Here is a 21,797-nt window from a genome sequence, read left to right as displayed (position 1 = left end):
GGGTAGAATAAAGTCGACGGCAGCCCAAGGGTGATAGCTGGGCAGCGCCGTTACTTAGTTCAAGGGGTCAATGCCTTAACGGCGTCGACCCCTCTTCTTTTGCTTCGTACGCTGCTTAAGTGCCTCGGAAAGTCCGATAAGCGCCGTGAGGAGCGAGACCAAAGCGGTCAGGAGCTTCACGAAATCAATCAGATCGGTCATGGGCATCACCTCCCGTCGCATGGAGGGCGCTGCCCGGCACATGGAACTGCCGTCAACAACTGCCATTCTATCAAAGCGCGGTCATAAATACGAATATATGTTCGATAATAACAGCAACGTGATTCCCTCGAATAGCAGCCTTTCGTAAGGGCGGCAGAAGACGACGCTGGGCGATTGGGGATAGACGCGCAGGTCTTCGTCACCGAAAGCCCGTTTGATTAACCAGCCCTCTGTAGGTACACTGCATATTGATGGGCCCGGGATGACCGCTGATTCAAGTCACCGGGCCTAAATCTTTTTCATGCATTTGAATAGAGCGGGCGACTCTCTTGGGGCCGTCTGCATGGCGTGCGCCCGGCGCATGGTATTGCGCCCCGCTTTCATGTCCGCACAGGCGCCTATCCTTACGGCAATGTAGCCGCCTATGTAGCAAGCGGCAGGCAACGGAGAAAGGCCCTAACCGTGTCAGCTGAAAAGACGCCGGGTATCTCGGCTATCGATACGACGAACTTTGCGCGCCAGATCGTGCTGGACTTTGAGTTTGCGCCGGTGCCAAAGCAGCGCCAGCGCCGTGGACTGCGCAACGAGATTATCGAGGTCGGCGCCGTCAAGCTCGATTACCACGGCAACGTTATGGGCGAGTTCTCGCAGTTTGTGCAGACGGAATTTACCGAAGGCGTTGCGTTTCCCGTCCGAGAGCTCACAGGGATATCGGCCGTGGATACCGCGATGGCCGATCCGCTCTATGTGGTGATCAAAAGGCTCAGCGATTGGATTGGTCGCTACTCTGCCCAGATAGTTTGCTGGAGCGGGACGGATCGTCGACAGCTTTTGACCGAGTGCCAGGCAAAGCGCATCGACCTTCCCGCATTTCCTACGGACTGGGCCGACCTGCAGGCGTTTTACACCTCGATTATGGACGTGGGCAGCCACGGTTGCGTCTCTTTGAGTGACGCGGCAACGTGGTTCGGCATCGAGTTCGACGAGTCGACGGGCCACGCCCACAGCGCCCTGGCCGATGCACGCGTGACCGCTAAACTGCTCAAGCAGATGATGGAGGGGGACTATCACGTGAGTCCGCGCGCCCGGGAAGTCCGCCAACGGTGGGGGATGGGCGAGCGACCCCAGACGCGCCTTTCCAACAAGTGCCCCGAGCTGGGCGATCTGCTGCTGAGGCTGAAGGCAGAGGGAAGGTAGGAGGCGTTAGCTGTCTGCGTGGCGCGTGCCTGTCGCGTATCGCTACTCTTCCTGCTGCTTGGCAGGCAAGATGTAGACGTTTTCGGCGTCCACGGCGATCTGCGTGGGGCGGTTATAGAGGGTGTCGATCTCCTTTACGCTCTGCTTGAACGGCGCGACGTCGGGCGTCTTTGCCTGATGGAGCTTCTCGAGGAGTTTTTCGGATTGCCTGTCGTTGAACCTGCCGATGTCCTCTCCTGCACCCTCGAGTGCTTCATCGATGAGCGTGTGGTCGCCCACGGGGGTCTTTGCGATGGCGTGACCGAGCAATTTACCCGCGGACGCGATGCCGCCCAGCAGTGCCGCATCGACGGTGTCGGCAGTTCCCGCCTCGAGGGCGTCGTAACACTCGGTGTAGAGCTCGCGATACGCAATCGAATCGGCCTCGATCTTCGCGGTGGCGTCTGCGAGCTTTGCGGGCTCGAAGTTCTGGGCGAGCATGGGTTCGAGGAACAGCGAGAACGCGTGGATGTAGGTGGCGAGCTGGCAGTCTTTGAGGTAGTCGAGCACCTTGTCGAGGCGTCTGCCCAAGCCGTCTCGCACCTCGATGAACCCTTTCTTTTTCAGATCCGCCTGCGCCTGCGAGCGGAAGAGTTCCATGTCCTGCGCGGAGGCATGCATGATGTCGATTACCTTCATATGGGCGCTGGTCATTTCGATAGCGTTGTTGTAGTAGAGACCGTAGCTGTTGAGGATGTCTGCAAGTGTCTTGAGGTTGCCGCGCATGTTGGCCTTGTCGCGCTGGCGCATATAGTCGAACATTTCGTCGACGGACTCCTGGATGGAGTCGAGCTTTTGGTTTATCTGCGCGATTGCGGCTGCCATGAATAGCGACGTTGGATCGTAAGGCACCTGCGTGACGCTTGTGGCGATGTCGCCCTCGACGACGTGGAAGCGCGCCTGCCCGAAGCCCTTGGCGGCGTCGCGGTAGCCCCCTGTGAGACCGCTGCCGTCCTTGAACGAGTTGAGTTTCGTCGGATCGAGCGGGTTGCCATATTTGTCAGTCGCCTGGAGCAGCGTGGGCACGCTCACCGTGTTGGTGACGGTGCGAAACATCGAGGGGAGCGAGGCGAACGCCACGCCGAGTTGGGGAATTCGCTCGAGCGGTAGCTTGATGGCGCCGGAGACGTCCACCCGCTCCTGGGTGAGCGCGAGGTGGATTTTGGTGGATGCGAGCTGTTTTGCCACGAGTTCCTCTCGGCTGCCGTCCGTCGAGGGTTTGATCTCGTTGTCTGCCATAGCGTGCTCCTTGCTTACATTAATAGTCGCGGGCATTATCTCACCGTTGTGTGACCTGCTGGGACGGAACGGATTAGCGGTAGTACGAGGCCGATTGACGGTCGAGGTGCGTTAGCCGTATGAGCTTTCCTACGGGCGCCCATGCCGGTAGGCTTGCGTTCGATGCCGCTTGTCGAGACTGAATGCAAGGCGCTTGATATCACACGTATAATTGCGCTTGTTTAGCTGTGCAAATGCGTCCCGAAGCTATTTTTGCAGGAGGTTTCGGTATGGGCAAAAGTGACAATGCGAGCGAGTTCCTTGATCTCTATAGAAAGCTCGAGGGGTGTATCCGTGAGCATTATGACGTGCCGGAAAAACACGGTCCTGTAGCTTGGCTTGGCAGAAACCCCGGCAGGGCATTCAAGAGTGTTGCCGGGGCTCTCAAATATTGCGCGGAAGTTCGCAACCTGCTCTCGCACCAGGAGAGCGTCGATGGCGATTACGCCGTCGAGCCGAGCGACTCGATGCTGACACTCCTGCGCAATACGCTTGCTGCAGTCGAGAATCCTCCCAAGGCAATCGACCACGCCGTGTCCATGCAGAATGTGTTTTCGGCAACTGCGGAGGACTGCGTGAGACCCGTCCTGCGCGAGATGGCGGAAAAATGCTACACCCACGTACCTATCCTGGAGGATGGCATCGTTCGCGGTGTGTTTAGCGAGAACACGCTGCTCTCCTACCTATACGGTGAAGAGGTTGTCTGCATTGATGACGAGACGACATTCTCTTCGCTTGCCGAGCTGCTCCCAGTGGACGCTCATGCCTCTGAATCGTTTAGGTTCGTGCCACGTACGATAACGCTCGCAGAGGTTGCGGAGATGTTCACGGTGGCGATGCGCCGTGCTGACCGCATTGGCATGGTGTTTATCACGCATAGCGGTAAGCCCAGCGAGAAGGTTCTCGGGATTATCACTGCTTGGGATGTTGCGGCCTATCTGTAGCGGTTGCAGCAAGCCTGGAAGTTCTTACTGTCGTTGATGAGCTCGTTGGCTGGCAATTCAATTGTCGTCTTGACAGCGTTGGCGGACGATGAAATCGCGTCGACAGTTGCGGCGGCAGCGTACATTCGACGTTGCGCGCAGGCTCCAACTGCGTGGCGCATGGCATAGGGAAACCTATCAGGGTTAGCCTCCACCCAGCTACGCTCAAAATGACATCTTTGATAAAATGCATGCAATCTAGATGTTAATCCTCTTTTTAATGAGGGGTATGCCGGTGAAGGGCCTGCCCAGAAAAGGACGTGTCACGACATGACGGAAGCCGATTCGGAAACCGTAACCGCTGAGGGGTCCACATGCGCTGCGGTCAGTTTCCCGGGCTCGGGTTTCATGGAAGCTTTCGCCCATCGTTACTCGCTATCTATCCTTGAGACATTGCTATGCGACCGCACGACAGGGCGTAATATCATCTGGGCCGACAACGAGTACGAAGCTCTGGGTGACGGCTACATGGGCGACGACGAGATAACCGCCGAGAAAATCACGGGCCCAAACGTTAATGTCATCAGGCCGCGTATTGCGAAGGCCGTTGAGCAGCAGTCGCTGCGCACCAAGAGCCGTGCCGAGGTTTTCTCGCCGGCATGGCTGTGCAATCAGATGAACAATGACCTGGACGAGGTTTGGTTCGGCCGACGCGACGTCTTCAACACCGAGGCCGTTGCGGATGATGACGCCAAGACGTGGGTATCCACTAACGAGCCGATTGCGTTTCCTAAGTCGAAGGGGCACGGTTGGCATGCCTATGTTGAGGCGCTGCGGCTCGAAATCACGTGCGGCGAGGCGCCTTTCGTGTGCTCTCGCTACGATGCTGTTACAGGAGACGAGCTGCCCGTTTCCGAGCGCGTGGGTTTCCTCGATCGCAAACTGCGCGTGGTGACCGAGAAGACCAAAACTCGCAAGGAGTGGGTACGTCGAGCCCTCGATGCGCTGCGTGCGACATATGGCTTTGAGTATCAGGGTGACAACTTGCTCATTGCTCGCATCAACGTGCTCGAGACGTTCGCCGAGCATCTCCGCAACCGCTGGGGTTCAGACCCCCAACAGGACGAGCTCGAGCGGGCGGCGTGGATCGTTTCCTGGAACTTCTGGCAGATGAACGGCTTCACCGGCGCCGTGCCCACCAACAAGATGGGCGCCAAGGTGGAGTCAACCCTGGGGACTTTCGAGGAGCCCGAGCCGGAGCCGATCCAACCGTCGCTTTTCGACCTGTTCGATGATGTATTCCCCGACGAGACAACCGAAGAGACCAAGGAAAAGGAGCCGAAGGAAACGGTTCCTCTCTGCGTGATATACGACTGGCAAAACGGCGAGCCCTTCGAGTTCGCCACATTGAAAGGCAAGGCAGCAGCTATGGGAAAGAAGTTCTATGCGGTGATTGGGAACCCGCCTTATCAGGAGCAAACCGACAGCGAGAGCACAAGAATGCCGCCGATTTACCATGAATTCATGGAGCAGAGTTATCGGGTTTCCGATAAGGTCGAGCTAATTACACCTGCGAGATTTCTGTTTAATGCAGGCTACACCCCGAAAGCTTGGAATAGAAAAATGCTGGACGATCCGCACTTGAAAGTGCTGGATTACAAGCAAAAGAGCGACGAGGTTTTCCCCAACACCGATATCAAAGGCGGCGTTGCCGTTACGCTACGCGATGCCGATGCTGATTTTGGCGCTATCTCCATTTTTACTGCCTATAACGAGCTAAACAGCATAGTGAAGAAAACACTTGCGAACAGCGCCTCGTTTCTCAATGACATCGTCTACCCCGCGTTGAGCTACAAGGCTACGGCCGCAATGACCGAGGAGCATCGTGAGCTGCTTCCGAGAATGAAGTCCAAAGCAGATCCAGATCCTCAGAGCCTGCGTTTACGCACGAATGCATTCGAGAATCTGCATGAGCTTTTCTTTGAGCAAAATCCCGTTGACGGCTGTTCTTACATTGAACTGCTTGGCTTAGTTGCTGGTAAAAGGGTGTACCGATGGATAAACTCGCAGTACGTTGATGCGCCTGATAATTTGAATTTCTATAAGGTTATACTTCCGGCGTCAAATGGTTCTGGAGTTCTTGGCGAAGCTCTTTCTACGCCGCTGGTTGGAAAACCATTAGTCGGACATACTCAAACATTTATTTCTATTGGACGATTTAAAGATGGCCTGGAAGCGGAAAACTGCCTTAAGTACGTTAAATCAAAATTCTTAAGGACACTGCTAGGCGTTCTTAAGATCACTCAGCATAATCCACCTGAGAAATGGGCCTATGTCCCCCTCCAGGACTTCACCTCTAACTCCGACATCGACTGGACGCAGTCCGTGGCCGACATCGATCGCCAGCTCTACGCAAAGTACGGCCTCGACGACGAGGAGATTCAGTTCATCGAATCCCATGTGAAGGAGATGGACTAGCCATGGCGAGCATCGACATCTCCCAGATCATCGAGACCACCGCTCCCGCGGTGCCGCGGATCTACGCCTACACTACGCCCGAGATCGCCCGCCATAACGGTTGGACCAAAATCGGCTACACCGAGCAGGACGTGCGCGAGCGCATCAAGCAGCAGACGCACACTGCCGATGTTCAGTGGCATCTGGAGTGGAGCGGTAACGCCACGTGGGAGCACCGCGCGGGCACCTTCCGCGACACCGACTTCCATGCCTATTTGGAAAAGCAGGGCATCGAGCGCGAGCCCAAAAAGGAATGGTTCAAGATTAGTGGCGATGAGTCACACCAGCAGTTCTACCGTTTCCGCGATACCGATGGCGTGCTGGACACACCTGGGGCGGCATCCTATACCCTGCGCGCCGAGCAAGAGCGTGCTGTTGAACAAACGGGCGCCTATGCTCGTGCCCATTGGGGCGAGGATGGTGCGCGCGGTGGCGAGTTCCTGTGGAACGCCAAGCCGCGCTTCGGCAAGACACTCACCGCGTACGATCTCTGCCGCAGCATCGGCGCGCAGAAGGTGCTCATCGTCACCAACCGCCCCGCCATCGCCAACTCCTGGTACGACGACTACGTGAAGTTCGTGGGCTTGGAGGGCGGTTACCGCTTCATCAGCGGCGTGGACGCCCTGGCTGGCAAGCCCTACTGCCTCAGCCGCGAGGAGTACCTGCGCGCCATCCGCAACGACCCGGAAGGCCCCAAGGGGTTCATCGAGTTCGTGAGCCTTCAGGACCTCAAGGGCTCCATCCGCTTCGGCGGCGTATACCAGAAGCTCGACGAGGTGGCCGACCTCACCTGGGACGTGCTCATCATCGACGAGGCACACGAGGGCGTGGACACCTTCAAGACCGACGTGGCATTCGACCACATCAAGCGCCGCTTCACGCTGCACCTTTCTGGCACGCCCTTCAAGGCCATCGCAAACGAGAAGTTCGCCGACGACGCCATCTACAACTGGACCTATGCCGACGAGCAGCAGGCCAAGCGCGACTGGCCCGCCGATTCCGAGCAGCCGAACCCCTATGCCAACCTCCCCAAGCTCAACCTGCTCACTTACCAGATGAGCGACATCGTCGAGCGGGAGGCCCGCGGCGGCATGGAGATCGACGGCGAGCAGACCGAGTTCGCCTTCGACCTCAACGAGTTCTTCTCGACCAAGCAGAACGGCGGCTTCGTGCATGACGCCGACGTGGACAAGTTCCTCGACGCGCTCACCACGCAGGAGAAGTTCCCGTTCTCGACACCCGGGCTGCGCGACGAGCTGCGCCATACGTTCTGGATGCTCAGCCGCGTCGACTCCGCCCGCGCCCTCGCCAAGAAACTGCAGGCGCACCCCGTCTTCAAGGATTACGAGGTGGTACTCGCTGCTGGCGACGGCAAGATCGACGCCGACGACGAGAACGAGAAGTCGCTCGACAAGGTGCGCCGCGCGATCAAGGACCACGACAGGACCATCACCCTTTCGGTCGGCCAGCTCACCACGGGCGTGACCGTGCCGGAGTGGACTGCCGTGCTCATGCTCTCGAACATGGCGAGCCCCGCACTGTACATGCAGGCGGCCTTCCGCAGCCAGAACCCGTGCCTGTTCGACCTGGGCGGCGGCAACTACGCGCGCAAGGAGAACGCCTACGTCTTCGACTTCGACCCGGCGCGCACACTCACCATCTTCGAGCAGTTCGCCAACGACCTGTACGGCGAGACCGCGCGCGGCGGCGGCGACGTGGAGACGCGCGAGCGCCATATCCGCCAGCTGCTGAACTTCTTCCCCGTCTATGGCGAGGACGATGAGGGGCAGATGGTCGAGCTCGACGCCGAACAGGTGCTCAGCGTGCCGAGACGCATCCATGCCCGCGAGGTGGTCAAGCACGGCTTCATGAGCAACTTCCTGTTCCAGAACATCGCGAGCGTCTTCCGCGCGCCAGCTGAGGTCGTGGAGATCATCCAGCGCTTCGATCTCTACGAGCAGGGCAAGGCGCAGAATGCCGAGAAGAACAAGGTCGAGATCGACGAGGGCACGGCCGACGAGCTCTCCATCAACGACGAGGGCGATGTGGAGATTCCCGACGAGCAGGTCGTAGGCAAGGCAGCGGACATCTTTGGGCCGAAGGTCTACGGCGATGTCGTCGTTGAGTTCTCGGGCCAGGTCGAAGATATCGCGAAGGCGCACGCAGCCGATGACGACGACAGGGCGATGCTCGAGAACCTCAAGGAGGCCTTCAAACAGAGCGTGACCGCGCCGCTGGTTCAGGCCGCCAAGGAGAGCTATGGCAGCGAGCTTAAACCGCGCCAGCAACAGCAGATCGAGCGCAAGGTCCAGGCAGACGCCGACATCCAGCTCAACCGTCAGGTCGGCGACTACCAGATTCAGGCGCGCCGCATCGAGCAGTCGCGCAAGGACGAGCTCAAGGCGGCGACAAGCGAGACCGAGCGCGCCGAGGTGAACCAACGGCATGACGAGCAGAAGGCCGAGGCGTTCCAGGCGCTCACCCAGAAGCTCGAGGACTCCCGCGAGGAGCTCGTGCAGAGCGCCGGTGAGACCGTGGTGCGCGAGGTGGAGACAACGAAGAAGGAGGAAGAGAAGCAGGGCATCGAGGACAAGGTGCGTGCCCACTTGCGCGGCTTCTCACGTACCATCCCGTCGTTCCTCATGGCATACGGTGAGGAGGGCACGACGCTCGCGAACTTCGACACGGTGATCCCCGCCGACGTCTTCCAGGACGTCACGAGCATCACCGTTGATGAGTTCCGCTTTTTGCGCGACGGCGGCGACTACACCGATGGCGAGACCGGCGAGGTAAAGCGCTTCGTCGGGCACCTTTTCGACGAGGTCGTGTTCAACGACTCCGTGAGCGAGTTCATCAAGCTGCGCGAGCGCCTGGCCAACTACTTCGACGAGTCCCAGACGGAGGACATCTTCGACTACGTGCCGCCCCAGAAGACCAACCAGATCTTCACGCCGCGCAACGTCGTGGTTCAGATGGTGGACCTCTTCGAGAAGGAGAACCCGGGCTGCTTCGACGACCCGAGCCACACCTTCGCCGACCTGTACATGAAGTCGGGCCTCTACATCACCGAGATCATCAAGCGCCTGTACCGAAGCGAGGGCATGAAGGCTACCTTCCCGGATGACCGCGAGCGTTTGGACCATATCCTGGAGCACCAGGTGTTCGGCATCGCGCCCACCAAGATCATCTACGAGATCGCCACTCACTTCATCCTGGGCTTCCACGACGAGGTGGGCCAGGGATGCGACTCGAACTTCGAGCTCGCGGATTCTGCACAGCTTGCCAAGGAGGGCACGCTGGACGCCTACGTCGAGCGCGTCTTTGGGCCTAAGATGGGCGAGGCATAGGCGCGTGGCAGACGTAGTCGACAGCCAACGGGATGGGCGTGCGGAGGCTGCGCGAGCGGCAGTGAGTGTGGCGCGGCGTGAGGATACCGAACTGTGCGCCCGCCTGGTCTTTCGCGTCTCGCGCAATGAGCTAAGGCGCGCGGGGATCACCACGCCCGCCGTGCTCTATGACGAGCTGAAGCAAGTCTTTTGGAATGTCGACGAAGGCGTCACTCTGGGGGACCACCTTTCTGTCGGATTCGGCGTGGTCGATCGCCGTCGCCAGGTGCGCGCCTTTGCCGAGCGTCATGCGGGCGAACCCAAAAACGTTCTGGCGAAGGCCTACGAGCGCGAATATGGCTTTAGCGCCGGTGTCGCCGCGATATGGCTCGACCTGTTCGCCGAGCCTGCGGACGTGAGCGTCTCGGAGTGGCTTGGTGTCAAGTCTATTGAGCGCCCGACGGACGTGCCGGTCTCTTGCTCGGAGGCGCCTGGGAGGGACAACGTCGAATGCAAGGCGCTCACCCTTGAGGGCTTCCTCGCTCGGGAGCTTGCCAACCAGATTTGTGACGCGGGTCTTGTTCGCCGACGTTTTGCTTTCGAGTTTCCCAGCGAGCAGCCCGAGACGCTCGATCGCGGTATCGATGCCGCGGGCTACTACGAGGACCACGGCCTGCTCTTCCAAGAAGGGGACGCCCCGAACGGCCACTTCACGCGGCTATTGGCGGCGCATCCGTCCTTTGCGAAAGGCGAAACCGGGTTTGAGAATGCCGTGTGGCAACATCCTGCCTTCCGTTACGTGCTGCGCCAGGCGCTTTCGGACCATCGCGTGCTTGCCTACGAAGACGACAGCTACATTTCGTTCACGCGGCTGCACGACGTGTTGGGCCTGCGTATGGCCGACGTTGAGTCGTATGCGTCCACGGTTTGTATTGATGCGCGCGAGGGAGAGCCCTTCACAATAGCGAGCTTGCGTGCGAGTGGCGCGACTGTGCACCCGTTGTACGGGTTGGATATGCCCGATGACTTTTACGAAGGGCTGCTCGACGTGGCCGGGCTATTTCGGAGCTGCACGCTTGCCGGCATTAAAGTGTTTGTTGTCGGCGGCGAGGGACGCTTCTCTGCCACTGATCTTATTGAGTGGGTTGTTGCACGCCATGAGGGAATCGAACGTGACGATTTGCCGCGTCTGCTTGCGAGCGACTTTGGCATAGCCTGTCCGGCGCCGCTCCTGACGACGACCGTTCATAATTCCGATGTCTACTACGATGACATTGAAGACGCATACTATTCATCCATGGAAGCATGGAAAAGGGAGGCACGCAATGAGCTTGCTTGAGGAAGGAATCGCAACCGGCAACGTTCTGCCGACGGGACGCAAAGAAAAGCACTCCATCGACAACGTGACGCGCGACTTCGACATCTACCGCATCAAGTGCGACCTGCTGTTCTACAACGACCAGAACGATCGCATCGCAACGTGGGTAAGTGAGTACAACGCCGCGCAGGATGCGGATCTGCTTGCGCTTGGTCGCGAAGAGTATAACGGGGCCATCGAGGGCTTTATCGTCGAGAGCAACCCCGGGGCGCTTAAGAAGACCGAGAAGAGCATTGCGCTCCGCGGTCAGCTGAGGCCGGGCATCGTGCTTAACGACGGCCGCGTCATTGACGGCAACCGCCGTCTGACGTGCATTCGTCGCCTTGCGCGCCAAAACAACGAGGCCGGCTGGTTCGAGGCAGCCGTCATCGACGATGCCACCGGCAGCGACCCCAAGCGCATCAAGCTGCTGGAGCTCGCCATTCAGATTGGCGAGGAGGAAAAGGTCGCCTATGATCCCGTCGATCGTCTTGTCGGCGTGTACCGCGACGTGGTTAAGAACCACCTGATCACTCCGGCCGAGTACGGAACCGCGACGGGCATGACCGAAGCCGAGGTCAAGAAGCTCGTCGACCGCGCCCAGTTCATGGAGGAGTTTCTCGAGTTCTGTCAAGCTCCCGAGCAATACCATCTCGCCCGTGCCCTTAAGGTCGACGGCCCCTTGGGCGAATTCGGCCGTGTCCTGAAGAAGTATGGCAACAAGCGCGACCAGCAATTTGTTAAGCGCGCGATGTTCTCGAATATGGTCGTGCAGCCCGAGGGCGACATTACTCGCTATGTCAGAGACTTTGGAAACGTGGCGGGCACCCCTGCCGAGGCGGATTTTAAGGCCGCCGAGCAGCAGGCGATGTCTGAGCTGCTCGAGAAGATGGGGCCCGGTCCCCTTACTCGCGAAAAGGTGAGTGAGCTTCGCGCGGACCGAGATCTGGTCGATAGCTTCTCGCGTGCGGGCGATAGGGCTCGAGAGGTCGTGCGCCGCTCCAAGCTTATGGATACTCCGGCTAAGAAGTCTGCCGAGTGCCTCTCCGATCTTAATAAGATCCTTCCCGAGATGCTCGACGTACTGAATGCAACCGAACTTTCGAAAGTGCGCGCTAACCTTGTTGCCGTGAGGAATAAGGCCGATGAGCTGATCGGTGAAATCGATGACCGCTCCTAGGATTATCGTTGGCTACGACGATGCCCGTCCAGGCATGTTCTTGCGTATCGAGGGGCAGAGCGTTGCGGATTTCATGGCTTCGACGGTGTGGCGCGCCTGGCTTTACTATCCCGCAAGCGCTGTGGTGGGTACCGAGGGCGACTGCATTTTGCTCGATGGCGCCATGGGCTTGCGCGAGTGCCAGGAGATGCTCGAGGCGGTGCAGGAGGCCACTGAGCATGGCGTTGAGGTTGCGGTTGATCGGAGCTTCGAGGCGTATGCAAGCGCTACGGAGACGTACATCCGAGAGCGCTCGGAAGTGGGTCTTGCCATTAAGGCCCAGACTGCTCAGGGCATAGCCGACGACCCCCAGCTGGGGCCGCGTTTCCGGGAGTTCCGCGACATAGTGAACGCCTCGATGGTGCGTCCCTTGCGCGACCGGCAGATGCTCGATGCGTTCTTTATGGCCGCCGTCGGCCGCGCCGCCGATTTCTCGGTGCCTGGTGCGGGCAAGACCGCAACCGTGCTCGGCGTATTTGCATATTTAAGGCATTTGGGGCTTGCAAAGCGCATCGTGGTCGTCTGTCCAAAAAACGGCTTTGAAGCATGGGAAAAGGAGTGGGTGGCATCCTTTGGAGACAAACTGCCCCTGCGCTGTTTTTCGCTGGGAGACCCGCATATAGCAGCAATGTCGACCGAGCGGCGCAGAAATGCGCTTTCGCTGGACAGCGGTTCGTGCAATCTGTTTACGTTCAACTACGAAGCCCTTGCTGGCTATGTGAGGGAGCTGCACCCCATCGTTTCCAACCAAACACTCGTTGTATTTGATGAGGTTCATCGCATCAAGGCGATCAAGGGCAGGCGCGCGACCTCGGCACTTGAGGCAAATGAGGGCGCGAAGTACGTGATTGCACTTACGGGCACACTCATACCTAATACCTACCAGGATATTTACAACCTGCTGCACATTCTCTATCCCGAGGACTACGACACCTTTTTTGGCTATGAGCCGGGTGAACTTAAGTCTCCCGGGGCGGATGAGATTGAGCAGCTAAACAAAAGCCTTGCGCCTTTCTTCTGCCGCACAAATAAGAACGAGCTTGGTGTTCCTGCGCCCGAGCCCGACGAAATCGTGGAAGTCGAAGCGACTGCTGACGAAAACTCGCTTCTGCATATCTTGTCCAGTGCATGTTCTAGCCCATTTTCGCGTATCATCCGTACGCTGCAGCTTGAGAGCGACCCTGCCATGCTCGAGCAGGCTATCGATCAAGAAGATTTGGAGTATGTGCTCGATCAGGTTGGGGAGGAGTTCTCCGATATCGACTATGTTGACTTCTCGCAAACATTTTACGAGTCCATTGATCGAGCTCGGCCGACTTCAAAGCTCTTGGCGTGCGAGCAGCTAATTGAACGTATTGTTGCTCAGGGCCGCCCTGTTGTGGTGTGGTGCCTGTTTGTGCGCAGCATTAGCAATTTGCGGCGCGGACTTGCCGAAAAGGGAGTCGACGCTCGGGCGATTTACGGCGGAACGCCACAAGAGGATCGACGCGCGATATTGGACGACTTCCGCGCCGGACGCTTTACGGTGCTGGTGACCAATCCACAGACGCTTGCCGAGTCTGTCTCCCTGCATTCGGTGTGCCATGACGCCGTGTACTTTGAGTACAGCTATAACCTCGTACATCTCTTGCAGTCTAAGGACCGCATTCATCGTCTTGGACTCCCCGATGATCAGAAGACCCGCTACTACTTTATGCGCACGATCTTTGAAAGCGATGGCATACCCTTTTCCTTGGATAAGGTGATTTACGAGCGCCTAAAGGAGAAAGAGAAGATAATGCTCGACGCCATCGACGGTGGCTACCTTGAGGACGGTTATTTAGACGAGGATGATCTTCGCATTATTTTTGAGCGGTTGTTGGGAGACGAGGCGGCTAGGCTTGACTATCGGTAGCGTTCTTGCGTCGTAAGGCTAAGGTTGCCACCGACAACGTTGTGCCAAGAAACACCTTGGGACAATCTTTTTCTTTGGCGAGCCTTGATTTATAGTCGGGCGGCAAGCCCATCTTTAGCGTCCGCCGCCCGTCGAAGACTCATTTAAGGTCATAAGAACAAAAAGAGGGAGCAATCGCAAATGAAAGCAACCGAGGCAAATCTACTCGACCTTATGGGCGTGGCGAAGATGCAGTTCGTCATTCCCGTGTACCAGCGAGTTTACTCGTGGAGTGTAAAAGAGTGCGAAGTGCTTTGGGACGACGTCATGCGAGCGGGCCGTGATGACGTATCGCACTTCGTGGGGTCAATGCTTTATATCCCCGAGTCCGAGAGCTCTGCCACGAGTATTTCGCGCGTGCTTCTGATTGACGGACAGCAGCGCATGACGACGTTTTCGTTGATGATCGCTGCCTTGGCTGACTATCTGGAGGGTAATCCCGACAAGGCCGGCTTCCTTGGCGATCTCAAGATTTCAGCGTTGCGGAAGAACTACCTCTTTAACGATGACGACTACAACGGCCTGGCGCGCTACAAGCTGGTGCTTTCGCAGGACGATAAAGAGACGCTGTTCTCCATCGTGTCTAGGTCTCCCGTGCCAGATGAAAAATCGGATCGCATTGTCGAGAACCATGCGTTCTTCCGTGAAAAGATGCACGGGAAATCATTCGACCCTGCAAGGCTTTGGGCGGGGCTAAACCGCGTGCAGGTCATCGACACTAAGCTTGCCGCTGGCGTTGATAATGCCCAGCTCATATTTGAGTCCATGAACTCCAAGGGCAAGCCGCTCACGCCTATTGACCTCATTCGTAACTACGTTCTTATGTCGCTCCCCAACGACGAGCAGACCAAGCTCTACGAGGGTTACTGGCATCCGCTCGAGCGCTTGTTCGGAAAAGGCGGCGAGGAAGAGTTCAATGCATTTATCTGGTACTGGCTGTGGCTCAAGGTTCCCAATAGGATGCCGAAGGAGAACGAGGCCTACTACGAGTTTAAGCGCTATTTCGCCGACGACTACGATGGTGACACCGAGGGCCTGCTTAAGGAGCTGCGCGGGTATGCACATAGATACGCTAGTCTGTTCCTTGGTAAGGAGAAGGACGACGGACTGCGCCGAGTGTTCGGCAGAATCGTAAGCCTTGATGTGAAGCAGATCAGGCCTCTTTTGATGCTGCTTTACTCGGTTTACGAGGGAAATATGTTAAACCGCAATGCGTTTCTGCGTATCTGCGAGACTATCGAGTCGTTCCTGTTCAGGCGGGCGGTTTGCGGCAGGCTTACCACGGGCCTAAATAATTTCTTTGCCGGCATGTATCGCAACCTCGAGCAGCAGGACGATATAGAGGAGTACGTTACGGCGATGCTCCTCATCCACAGCAGCGGTATGACTGCGTACTTCCCGACAGACGAGCATTTTGTCGAGGAGTTTAAGACGCGTGACTGTTACAACCGCTTCTCTAAAAAGCGCTATTACCTGGAGCGCATGGAGAACTGGCACCACCCGAAGGAGCCCATCTCGGCTGACAATTACCAAATCGAGCACGTCATGCCCCAGACGATCGATGGTGAGCACGGCTGGAAGGAATCGCTTGGCGAGAACTGGGAAGACATTCATGACAGGCTGTGCAACAACTTGGGAAATCTTACGCTGACGGGCTACAACCAGGAGTACTCAAACCGGTCGTTCTCGGATAAGCTCAATCTTCCGAACGTGGGACTTAAATGCAGCCCGCTCTACCTAAACAAGTCGATCGCCTCGCATGAAAAATGGGGCGAGGAGGAGATTAGGCAGCGCGCGGACGATCTGGCGAAAGAGGCGTGTGAGATATGGAAATATCCCGACCTTCCGGCAGATGTCGTCGACAAGTATCGCCCCTCTCGCGGGGAGTCTGACGAGGCGCCTATTTGGACCCTGCAGGAGAATCACCCCACTTTTGCCGAAGGTGGACTCAACCAGAAGCTTTTCGATGAGGTGTGCGAGTCTGTTCTGAGTGGTAACCCTTCGTGGGAGTCCTATATAGCCAAGTACTATGTAGGCTTTAGGTCGGGCAAGCGAAAACTGCATGCCGTGTTAGAAGGCAGGACCAGCAACGGTGGTTGGATTGCCGTCGGTCTGGCAAAGAGTGTGGACGAGCTGATTGACCCGGAGGCCATGTGCCAGGACAAACGCACGCAGGGCGGATTTGGGCCGGGTATGCCGACCTATGTTGCACTCCGTAGCGCTGACGATATTCCCGCGGTGCTCGATCTCATAAAGCAGTGCTAGACAAGGGCCGGGAATCAAATTCTCGGCCCTTGCCAGCTCAAAATCGTCGATGGCTCATCCGCCTGTCTGCACCCCCGCAATCCCGCGCGCGGCGCTCTGCAGCTCGTACTCCCTCTGGCTCCACTGGTGCAGCTCGGCCGCGCGCACGGCGTCGCGGCACAGGTCCAGAGACACTTCGGCTCCCTCGCAGAAGCACTCACGTGCAAAGGCGCCCGAGCCGCTTGCGATGCACGCGCTGTCGGCGAAGAGCTATCGGCTAGACGATTCGCGCGGACAGCGGCTAAAGCGGGCGTGGGATAAATCGATAATTGATGAGAACGAACACGTGTTCGTTTATATGGTAAGATATATGCCAGCGGGAGCGATTTCATTCGATATCGTTCTTGCCGGTACTTTTTACTTCCGCATGCTGTCGGCGCGGACTTCGAATTCAGAGAGGGCGATTGCAATGCTATACGAATTAAAATAGATCTCTAATGCTTGATTAAGACCATGTCTGTGTCAAAAGACATACAAAAGTGTTAGTCTTTTGACATGAAACACTTTGATGAAATATTCGAACTGGCGGCAGATGGCTACGGCATCGTGACTGCTGCGCAGGCACGCGAGATTGGCGTAACCACCGGAGAACTGAGCCGATGGTGTGCCACTGGGAAATTGATGCGCCGAGGACATGGGGTGTACAAGCTCACCCAATGGGTTCCGACGCCCCGTGACGTCTTTGCGGAGGCAGTGGCTCTTGTTGGTGACGAGGGTTTCCTGTGGGGCGAATCAGTGCTGTCTATGCACGCACTTGCACTTGTTGATCCTCGTGCCGTGACCGTGGCAACACCAAAGCGTATTCGCCGCAAGCTGCCAGCTTGGGTAAAAACAGTGCCCGCTCCAGAGAATGCGAAAACGACGTTCTATGAAGGAATCCCTTCTCAATGCGTTGCCGATGCGATTGAGGCTTGTAAAGGATCCGTTATGACCGAACGCCTCATCGAGGCAACCGAGCACGCTCAAGCCGAGGGTCTTATTACCTCCAATGAGCATGAGAGACTGATGAAGGAGCTGTCGTGAAGGAAGTCAAGAAGCCAACCAGCAGACGTAACCTTGACATAGCGATAGACCGACTCTGCACAGATTTGGGCGAAGAACCGGGCCGCGTTAAAAGGCTCATTGCGGCCGTTGTTGTTGGGCAGATGCTACCCGATGGAGCCGCAAAGGGTGGAAATGCCCTGAAGATTCGCTTTGGGAAGGATGCCACGCGGTTCTCGCGCGACCTCGATACCGCCAGGGCATCCTCACTGAACGATTACATGACGAAGCTTGAAGATTCGCTCACTATAGGCTGGAACGGATTCTCGGGCGCCATTGTTCCGAGGGAGCCAGCATCTCCGAAGGGAATTCCAACTGCTTACGTCATGCGTCCGTTCGAAATCAAGATTGCCTACAATGGTAAATCGTGGATGACGCTGCCGCTTGAGGTCGGTCATAACGAAATCGGCGACGCCGACGATCCCGATATGGTTTCCTCGCCTGAAGCTGCGGCAATATTGAAAGGTCTCGGGTTTCCTGAACCGGGGCCGGTTCCGTGCATGAGGCTAGAGCATCAGATTGCCCAGAAACTTCATGCTGCGAGCAGCCCCGGCAGCGAGCGCGCCCATGATCTGATAGATCTCCAGATTGCAATTTCCAACGGAGTAATTGATTGCCTAAAAACTCGAGAGGTCTGTATCAGACTCTTTGCGTATCGTGCGGAGCAGGAGTGGCCTCCAATGATCTCGAGGGGAGTGGGCTGGGACTCACTGTATTTCTCCCAGGCGGAAGGACTTAACGTTTTGCCGACTGTCGATGATGCCGTGGCATGGGCGAACGACTTGATTGCAAAAATCGATTCTGCTCGTTAGTGACACTGCTGAGATCTCTCGCTTACGCCATAGCAACCCCACGCGCCGCACTCAGCAGCTCGTACTCCCTCTGGCTCCAAATCAAGCGCCGCCTGCGAAATGACGCGCGGGCGGCGCTTGATTTCGCCGGCTGCTGTTAGGCTTAAATCCGAAAAAGTGTCGAAATATCACGTGTAAAAGTACGGAAAAGTGTCGTAATACACACTTCAAAATCCCGAAAAAGTGTCGAAATAAGCATCTAACAACCACGGAAAAGTGTATCCTAGTGCCAAAACAGCACGTAATAAGGGGTATGCTTATGCTACAGAGAAAAGTGAAAGCACAGTTTGAATCTTGGCTTGCCTCGTCGCCTAACAAGGCTCTTTTGGTCAAGGGCGCCCGACAGGTAGGAAAGTCATATTTGGTCAACGTCTTTGCAAGCGAATCGTTCGAAAATATCGTGACGTTCGACCTTATCGCCGACGCGTCCGTGCGCGATTCGTTTTTGGCGGCGAAAAGTGCGGACGACCTGCTTATGCGCATGTCTATTGCTGCAACGCAGCCGATGGTTGCGAACAAGACCGTCGTGGTTATCGATGAGGTACAGCGATGCCCCAACGTGGTGACGTTTATCAAATACCTGGTCCAACGTGGCGACTTTCGATACATCCTTACCGGATCGCTCCTTGGCGTTGAGCTCGAGGGCATCGATTCCCTGCCGGTGGGGTATGTCGAGCAGGTCCAGATGTACCCGCTCGACTTTGAGGAGTTTTGCTGGGCAAATGGCGTTGGTGCCAGCGTGTTTGACATGCTCAGGGGCTGTCTAAAGGATGAAGGGGAGCTCCCCGGCTATCTGTATGACCGCTTGCTCGATCTGTTCCATCAGTATGTGGTGGTGGGAGGCATGCCCGACGCGGTCAATTCCTTCTTGGCGACGCGCAATGTCGACGAGGTTCGAAACATCCACCGCGATCTTCACGCCCTGTATCGCGATGACATCGCAAAGTACGCTCCGCCCGAGCTACGCTTGGTTATTCGCGATATCTATGATTTGATTCCCAGCGAGGCCGGCTCCAAAAACAAGCGATTCAAACTGTCATCGATTAACGGTGTCAAACGTTTTTCGCAGGTGATAGATCATTTTCTCTGGTTATCGGAGGCGGGTGTCGCGCTTCCCGTGTATAACGTAACGGCGCCCGTTGCACCCCTTTTATTGGGGGAGCAACGAAATCTGTTCAAGCTGTTTTACCTGGACACCGGAATGCTCATGTCGTCGTATTCCAAAAGGGTCGCCCAAGGCGTTTTTGATGGGGAGGCGGAAGGCGCCTTTGGCATGAACATGGGGGCGGCGTTTGAGGGCTTCGTTGCCCAAGAGCTCAAAGCTCATGGGTTTAGATTGCGCTACTTTACGTCCAAAAAGGTCGGTGAGCTCGATTTTGTGGAAGAGACGCTCGATGGGGAAGTGTTTGCCATCGAGGTCAAATCGGGCAAGAGCTTTAAGTGCCACGCGGCGCTCGGTAACGCACTGACAACGAAGGGCTACGGAATCGATCGCGCCCTGGTACTTGCGGAATGCAATCTTCACCGCGATGGTGACGTGCTGTATCTGCCCATCTTTATGGCAGGGCTTTTGGAGCCGTAACGTGCCGTCGACTCTTCCGGCCCTCACTTAACCCTCGCTACTCGTCGTCTCCGTCGTTGGGGTCGCCCTTGAGGGTGTTGATGTCCAGATACTCGTTATCGTCCTCTTTTTGCTGGGTCTCCGACTCCGCTTGGGTGGGGCCGCGGAACAGCTGGAATCCCTCAAACGCAATGACGCCGAGCAGGGCAATGATAATGGCGATAAAGGCAACCTTGACTGCCTGCGGAAATTCCGAGAAACGCAGTGCCTTTTCCTCGGCGTAATAACCGGCGAAGAGCTCTTCGCCCGTGCTTTTGGTATACGCCGGTGCGGACGCGGCCTCCGGGTCATATTCCGGTACAGGCGCGGCAGCGTACGAATCGTTGAGATAATCGCTCGATGCGGTGCCATAATCCTCGGTCTCGATGCGACCGGTGCCATCATAGCCATCGGAATAATCGGAATATGCCGCATCGCCCTCATAGTCCGCGGCGCTCGTGTTGGCGGCAAAAAGCGGGTTAACTGGAACGTCGAGCGTCAGCATGCCGGTAGAGGTCTCATCCAGATCGGCTGCAGCCCAGGAATCGTAGGCCACCTGATGGGCAGCGGGCTCATCGAGCCTTGTGACCTGAGGCTTGCGTGCCGCAGGAACAGGCAACTGCTGGGCGCTGAACATGACGGTGCTGTCGGCCGATTTGCCCTGCGTCGCTGCAGCGAGAAATGCCGCCGTCTCGGTCGGGTCGCTTGCGGGGCGGGGATCGGGAGTGGGCGCCGAAGTGGGTGCGGGCGTAGGCGCGGGCGTCGAAACAGGCGACTGCGCAGGAGTCGGCGCAGATGCGGGCTTAGGCGCAAGTGCGGGATTGGGGCTTGACGGGCGAGCCCCGCCGCCCATGAGTTCGTCGGCGGTCCACGGGCGATCATCCATCACGTCGTCAAGGCTCAGCGAAAACAGGTTGTCTTCACCCTCATCGAACATGCGGTGCACATGTCCATCAATTGCCGGAATCAATCCGCGACCGGTGCATGATGCCTTGCTCAACGCCATTCTGTTCCACCCTTTCGAAATACCAATGACATCGATTATATGGAACTTCCCAAGCGGCTCGGTCTTGGATTCATGCTTTCCAGAACTCGCGCCCAAAAAGGGGAGGGGTGCAGGCGCGCTGACTATTTGTCGCCGGCCGCCGCCTTGGCCTCGTTGAGGTAGCTATAGAAGCTGTATTTGGAGATGCCAAAGAACTCGCAGGCGCGCTCGCTCGACTTTGAAATGAGGAAGGCGCCGCGACGGTCGAGGTAGCCAATGGCACGAATACGCTCGTCTTTGGTCATGAGCGCCGCGGGCTTGCCCACAAACTGCTCGCACTCGTGCAGCAGGTCCTCGAGCAGGTTGCCGATGTTTTTGGTAATGGGCTCGGGCTCGGTGTAGCCCGTGCCGCCGGTGCCGGTAAAGGCGTCGAGCGAACGCTCAAAAGCCTTCATAAGCGTAATGTCAAAGTTGATGCCCAAAATGCCGACGGGCTTGCCCTCGTCGTTGCGGATAAAGATCGTCGACGATTTGAGCAGCTTGCCGTCGGTGGTTTTGGTGAGGTATGGCCCGCGGTCGTGCACGTCGGTGGTGCCCTCGTGCATGGACTCAAACACGATATGGCTGGGGCCGTCACCCAGTTTGCGCCCGCTGACGTGGCCGTTTTCGATCACTACGATGGAGTGGTCCACGTCCTCGGTTTCCAGATCGTGGACGACGACTTCGCAGTTGGGGCCAAATTGGAGCGCCAGACCGTGTGCAAGGCGCTTGTAGAACTCAATCTGTGCGGGGGTCATGGGTGCCTTCCTAAAAATTAGTTTGGGCTCACTGTGCCATAAACCACACTTGTTCGCAAATAACGAAAGCGTCGCTGCGTTATAAGACCGCCGACATCTCAGGCGCCTCTTGCGAGCACGGCGAGGTCAACGCCGCCCGTTGGTTCCAGGCCTAAAGCCGGGTTGAGGTAAACCATGTAAAGGGGGCACTTTGCCAACCGGCGGGGTGCCCCCTTTTTGCATCGTGGGC

General features: G+C 57.3%; 16 protein-coding genes. 12 read left to right on the top strand and 4 right to left on the bottom strand.

Going from position 1 to position 21,797, the window contains the following annotated elements; all coding sequences use genetic code 11:
- Positions 1-75: 75 nt before the first annotated feature.
- Positions 76-201, bottom strand: coding sequence for a hypothetical protein (locus DW732_RS10160; protein WP_255412934.1), 126 nt, complete (start codon positions 199-201; stop codon positions 76-78).
- Between DW732_RS10160 and DW732_RS10065 the strand changes: the two genes are divergently transcribed.
- Entirely contained in the window at positions 200-349 is a 150-nt protein-coding gene (locus DW732_RS10065; protein WP_233539359.1) for a hypothetical protein, read from the top strand. The two genes, DW732_RS10160 and DW732_RS10065, sit on opposite strands and share 2 nt — an antisense overlap.
- 314 nt (positions 350-663) lie before the next feature.
- Positions 664-1,398 (top strand): 3'-5' exonuclease, encoded by a 735-nt coding sequence (locus tag DW732_RS04645; RefSeq protein ID WP_158567354.1) that lies wholly within the window; start codon positions 664-666, stop codon positions 1,396-1,398.
- 42 nt (positions 1,399-1,440) lie between these two features.
- Here DW732_RS04645 and DW732_RS04640 read toward each other — a convergent pair whose 3' ends face one another.
- Positions 1,441-2,676: a hypothetical protein gene (locus DW732_RS04640; RefSeq protein WP_118098940.1), complete on the bottom strand. Its 1,236-nt coding sequence runs from the start codon at positions 2,674-2,676 to the stop codon at positions 1,441-1,443.
- 269 nt (positions 2,677-2,945) lie between these two features.
- Here DW732_RS04640 and DW732_RS04635 point away from each other — a divergent pair, with 269 nt between their 5' ends.
- From DW732_RS04635 to DW732_RS04585, 10 genes are all read left to right on the top strand, one after another.
- On the top strand, positions 2,946-3,659 hold the full coding sequence (locus DW732_RS04635; protein ID WP_158567353.1) for a CBS domain-containing protein: 714 nt from the start codon (positions 2,946-2,948) through the stop codon (positions 3,657-3,659).
- Between the two features lie 309 nt (positions 3,660-3,968).
- Complete coding sequence (locus DW732_RS04630) at positions 3,969-6,116, top strand: Eco57I restriction-modification methylase domain-containing protein (protein ID WP_199569747.1); 2,148 nt, start codon at positions 3,969-3,971, stop codon at positions 6,114-6,116.
- 2 nt (positions 6,117-6,118) lie between these two features.
- Entirely contained in the window at positions 6,119-9,502 is a 3,384-nt protein-coding gene (locus DW732_RS04625) for a DEAD/DEAH box helicase (RefSeq protein ID WP_118098938.1), read from the top strand.
- Between the two features lie 4 nt (positions 9,503-9,506).
- Complete coding sequence (locus DW732_RS04620; RefSeq protein ID WP_147356362.1) at positions 9,507-10,820, top strand: hypothetical protein; 1,314 nt, start codon at positions 9,507-9,509, stop codon at positions 10,818-10,820.
- Positions 10,807-12,018, top strand: a complete 1,212-nt coding sequence (locus DW732_RS04615) for a hypothetical protein (protein ID WP_118098936.1) — start codon at positions 10,807-10,809, stop codon at positions 12,016-12,018. The genes DW732_RS04620 and DW732_RS04615 overlap by 14 nt, the downstream gene beginning before the upstream one ends.
- Entirely contained in the window at positions 12,005-13,951 is a 1,947-nt protein-coding gene (locus DW732_RS04610; RefSeq protein ID WP_118098935.1) for a DEAD/DEAH box helicase, read from the top strand. Before DW732_RS04615 ends, DW732_RS04610 begins: the two co-directional genes overlap by 14 nt.
- A 180-nt stretch (positions 13,952-14,131) precedes the next feature.
- Entirely contained in the window at positions 14,132-16,255 is a 2,124-nt protein-coding gene (locus tag DW732_RS04605) for a DUF262 domain-containing protein (protein ID WP_118098934.1), read from the top strand.
- A 534-nt stretch (positions 16,256-16,789) separates the two neighbouring features.
- The gene (locus tag DW732_RS04595; RefSeq protein ID WP_118098932.1) at positions 16,790-17,317 is read left to right on the top strand and encodes a type IV toxin-antitoxin system AbiEi family antitoxin domain-containing protein; all 528 of its coding nucleotides are present in this window, start codon (positions 16,790-16,792) and stop codon (positions 17,315-17,317) included.
- Positions 17,314-18,147, top strand: coding sequence for a nucleotidyl transferase AbiEii/AbiGii toxin family protein (locus DW732_RS04590; RefSeq protein ID WP_118098931.1), 834 nt, complete (start codon positions 17,314-17,316; stop codon positions 18,145-18,147). The genes DW732_RS04595 and DW732_RS04590 overlap by 4 nt, the downstream gene beginning before the upstream one ends.
- Positions 18,148-18,439: 292 nt before the next feature.
- Positions 18,440-19,768 carry an ATP-binding protein gene (locus DW732_RS04585; RefSeq protein WP_370214213.1) on the top strand — a complete coding sequence of 443 codons (1,329 nt, stop codon included), beginning with the start codon at positions 18,440-18,442 and terminating at the stop codon, positions 19,766-19,768.
- 37 nt (positions 19,769-19,805) lie between these two features.
- On the opposite strand, the gene DW732_RS09880 is transcribed toward DW732_RS04585, so the two are convergent.
- Together DW732_RS09880 and DW732_RS04570 are read right to left on the bottom strand one after the other, a co-directional pair.
- Complete coding sequence (locus tag DW732_RS09880) at positions 19,806-20,792, bottom strand: hypothetical protein (protein ID WP_158567351.1); 987 nt, start codon at positions 20,790-20,792, stop codon at positions 19,806-19,808.
- 122 nt (positions 20,793-20,914) lie between these two features.
- A complete protein-coding gene (locus tag DW732_RS04570; protein ID WP_118098928.1) occupies positions 20,915-21,568 on the bottom strand; it encodes a transcriptional regulator in 654 nt (217 codons plus the stop codon).
- Between the last annotated feature and the right edge of the window lie 229 nt (positions 21,569-21,797).

Origin of the sequence: Collinsella sp. AM28-11LB, assembly GCF_003469895.1 — a bacterium.
In the GTDB taxonomy this organism is placed as follows: Bacteria; Actinomycetota; Coriobacteriia; order Coriobacteriales; family Coriobacteriaceae; genus Collinsella.
Note: the sequence above shows the minus strand (reverse complement) of the source record. Positions and strands in the feature narration are given on the sequence as shown.

Coding starts and splice junctions, on each gene's coding strand:
- DW732_RS04640 (WP_118098940.1), bottom strand. CDS start 2,676: ATGGCAGACAACGAGATCAAACCCTCGACGGACGGCAGCCGAGAGGAA.
- DW732_RS10065 (WP_233539359.1), top strand. CDS start 200: ATGGGCATCACCTCCCGTCGCATGGAGGGCGCTGCCCGGCACATGGAA.
- DW732_RS04630 (WP_199569747.1), top strand. CDS start 3,969: ATGACGGAAGCCGATTCGGAAACCGTAACCGCTGAGGGGTCCACATGC.
- DW732_RS04595 (WP_118098932.1), top strand. CDS start 16,790: ATGAAACACTTTGATGAAATATTCGAACTGGCGGCAGATGGCTACGGC.
- DW732_RS10160 (WP_255412934.1), bottom strand. CDS start 201: ATGACCGATCTGATTGATTTCGTGAAGCTCCTGACCGCTTTGGTCTCG.
- DW732_RS04625 (WP_118098938.1), top strand. CDS start 6,119: ATGGCGAGCATCGACATCTCCCAGATCATCGAGACCACCGCTCCCGCG.
- DW732_RS04585 (WP_370214213.1), top strand. CDS start 18,440: ATGCTTATGCTACAGAGAAAAGTGAAAGCACAGTTTGAATCTTGGCTT.
- DW732_RS04615 (WP_118098936.1), top strand. CDS start 10,807: ATGAGCTTGCTTGAGGAAGGAATCGCAACCGGCAACGTTCTGCCGACG.
- DW732_RS04610 (WP_118098935.1), top strand. CDS start 12,005: ATGACCGCTCCTAGGATTATCGTTGGCTACGACGATGCCCGTCCAGGC.
- DW732_RS04605 (WP_118098934.1), top strand. CDS start 14,132: ATGAAAGCAACCGAGGCAAATCTACTCGACCTTATGGGCGTGGCGAAG.
- DW732_RS09880 (WP_158567351.1), bottom strand. CDS start 20,792: ATGGCGTTGAGCAAGGCATCATGCACCGGTCGCGGATTGATTCCGGCA.
- DW732_RS04635 (WP_158567353.1), top strand. CDS start 2,946: ATGGGCAAAAGTGACAATGCGAGCGAGTTCCTTGATCTCTATAGAAAG.
- DW732_RS04570 (WP_118098928.1), bottom strand. CDS start 21,568: ATGACCCCCGCACAGATTGAGTTCTACAAGCGCCTTGCACACGGTCTG.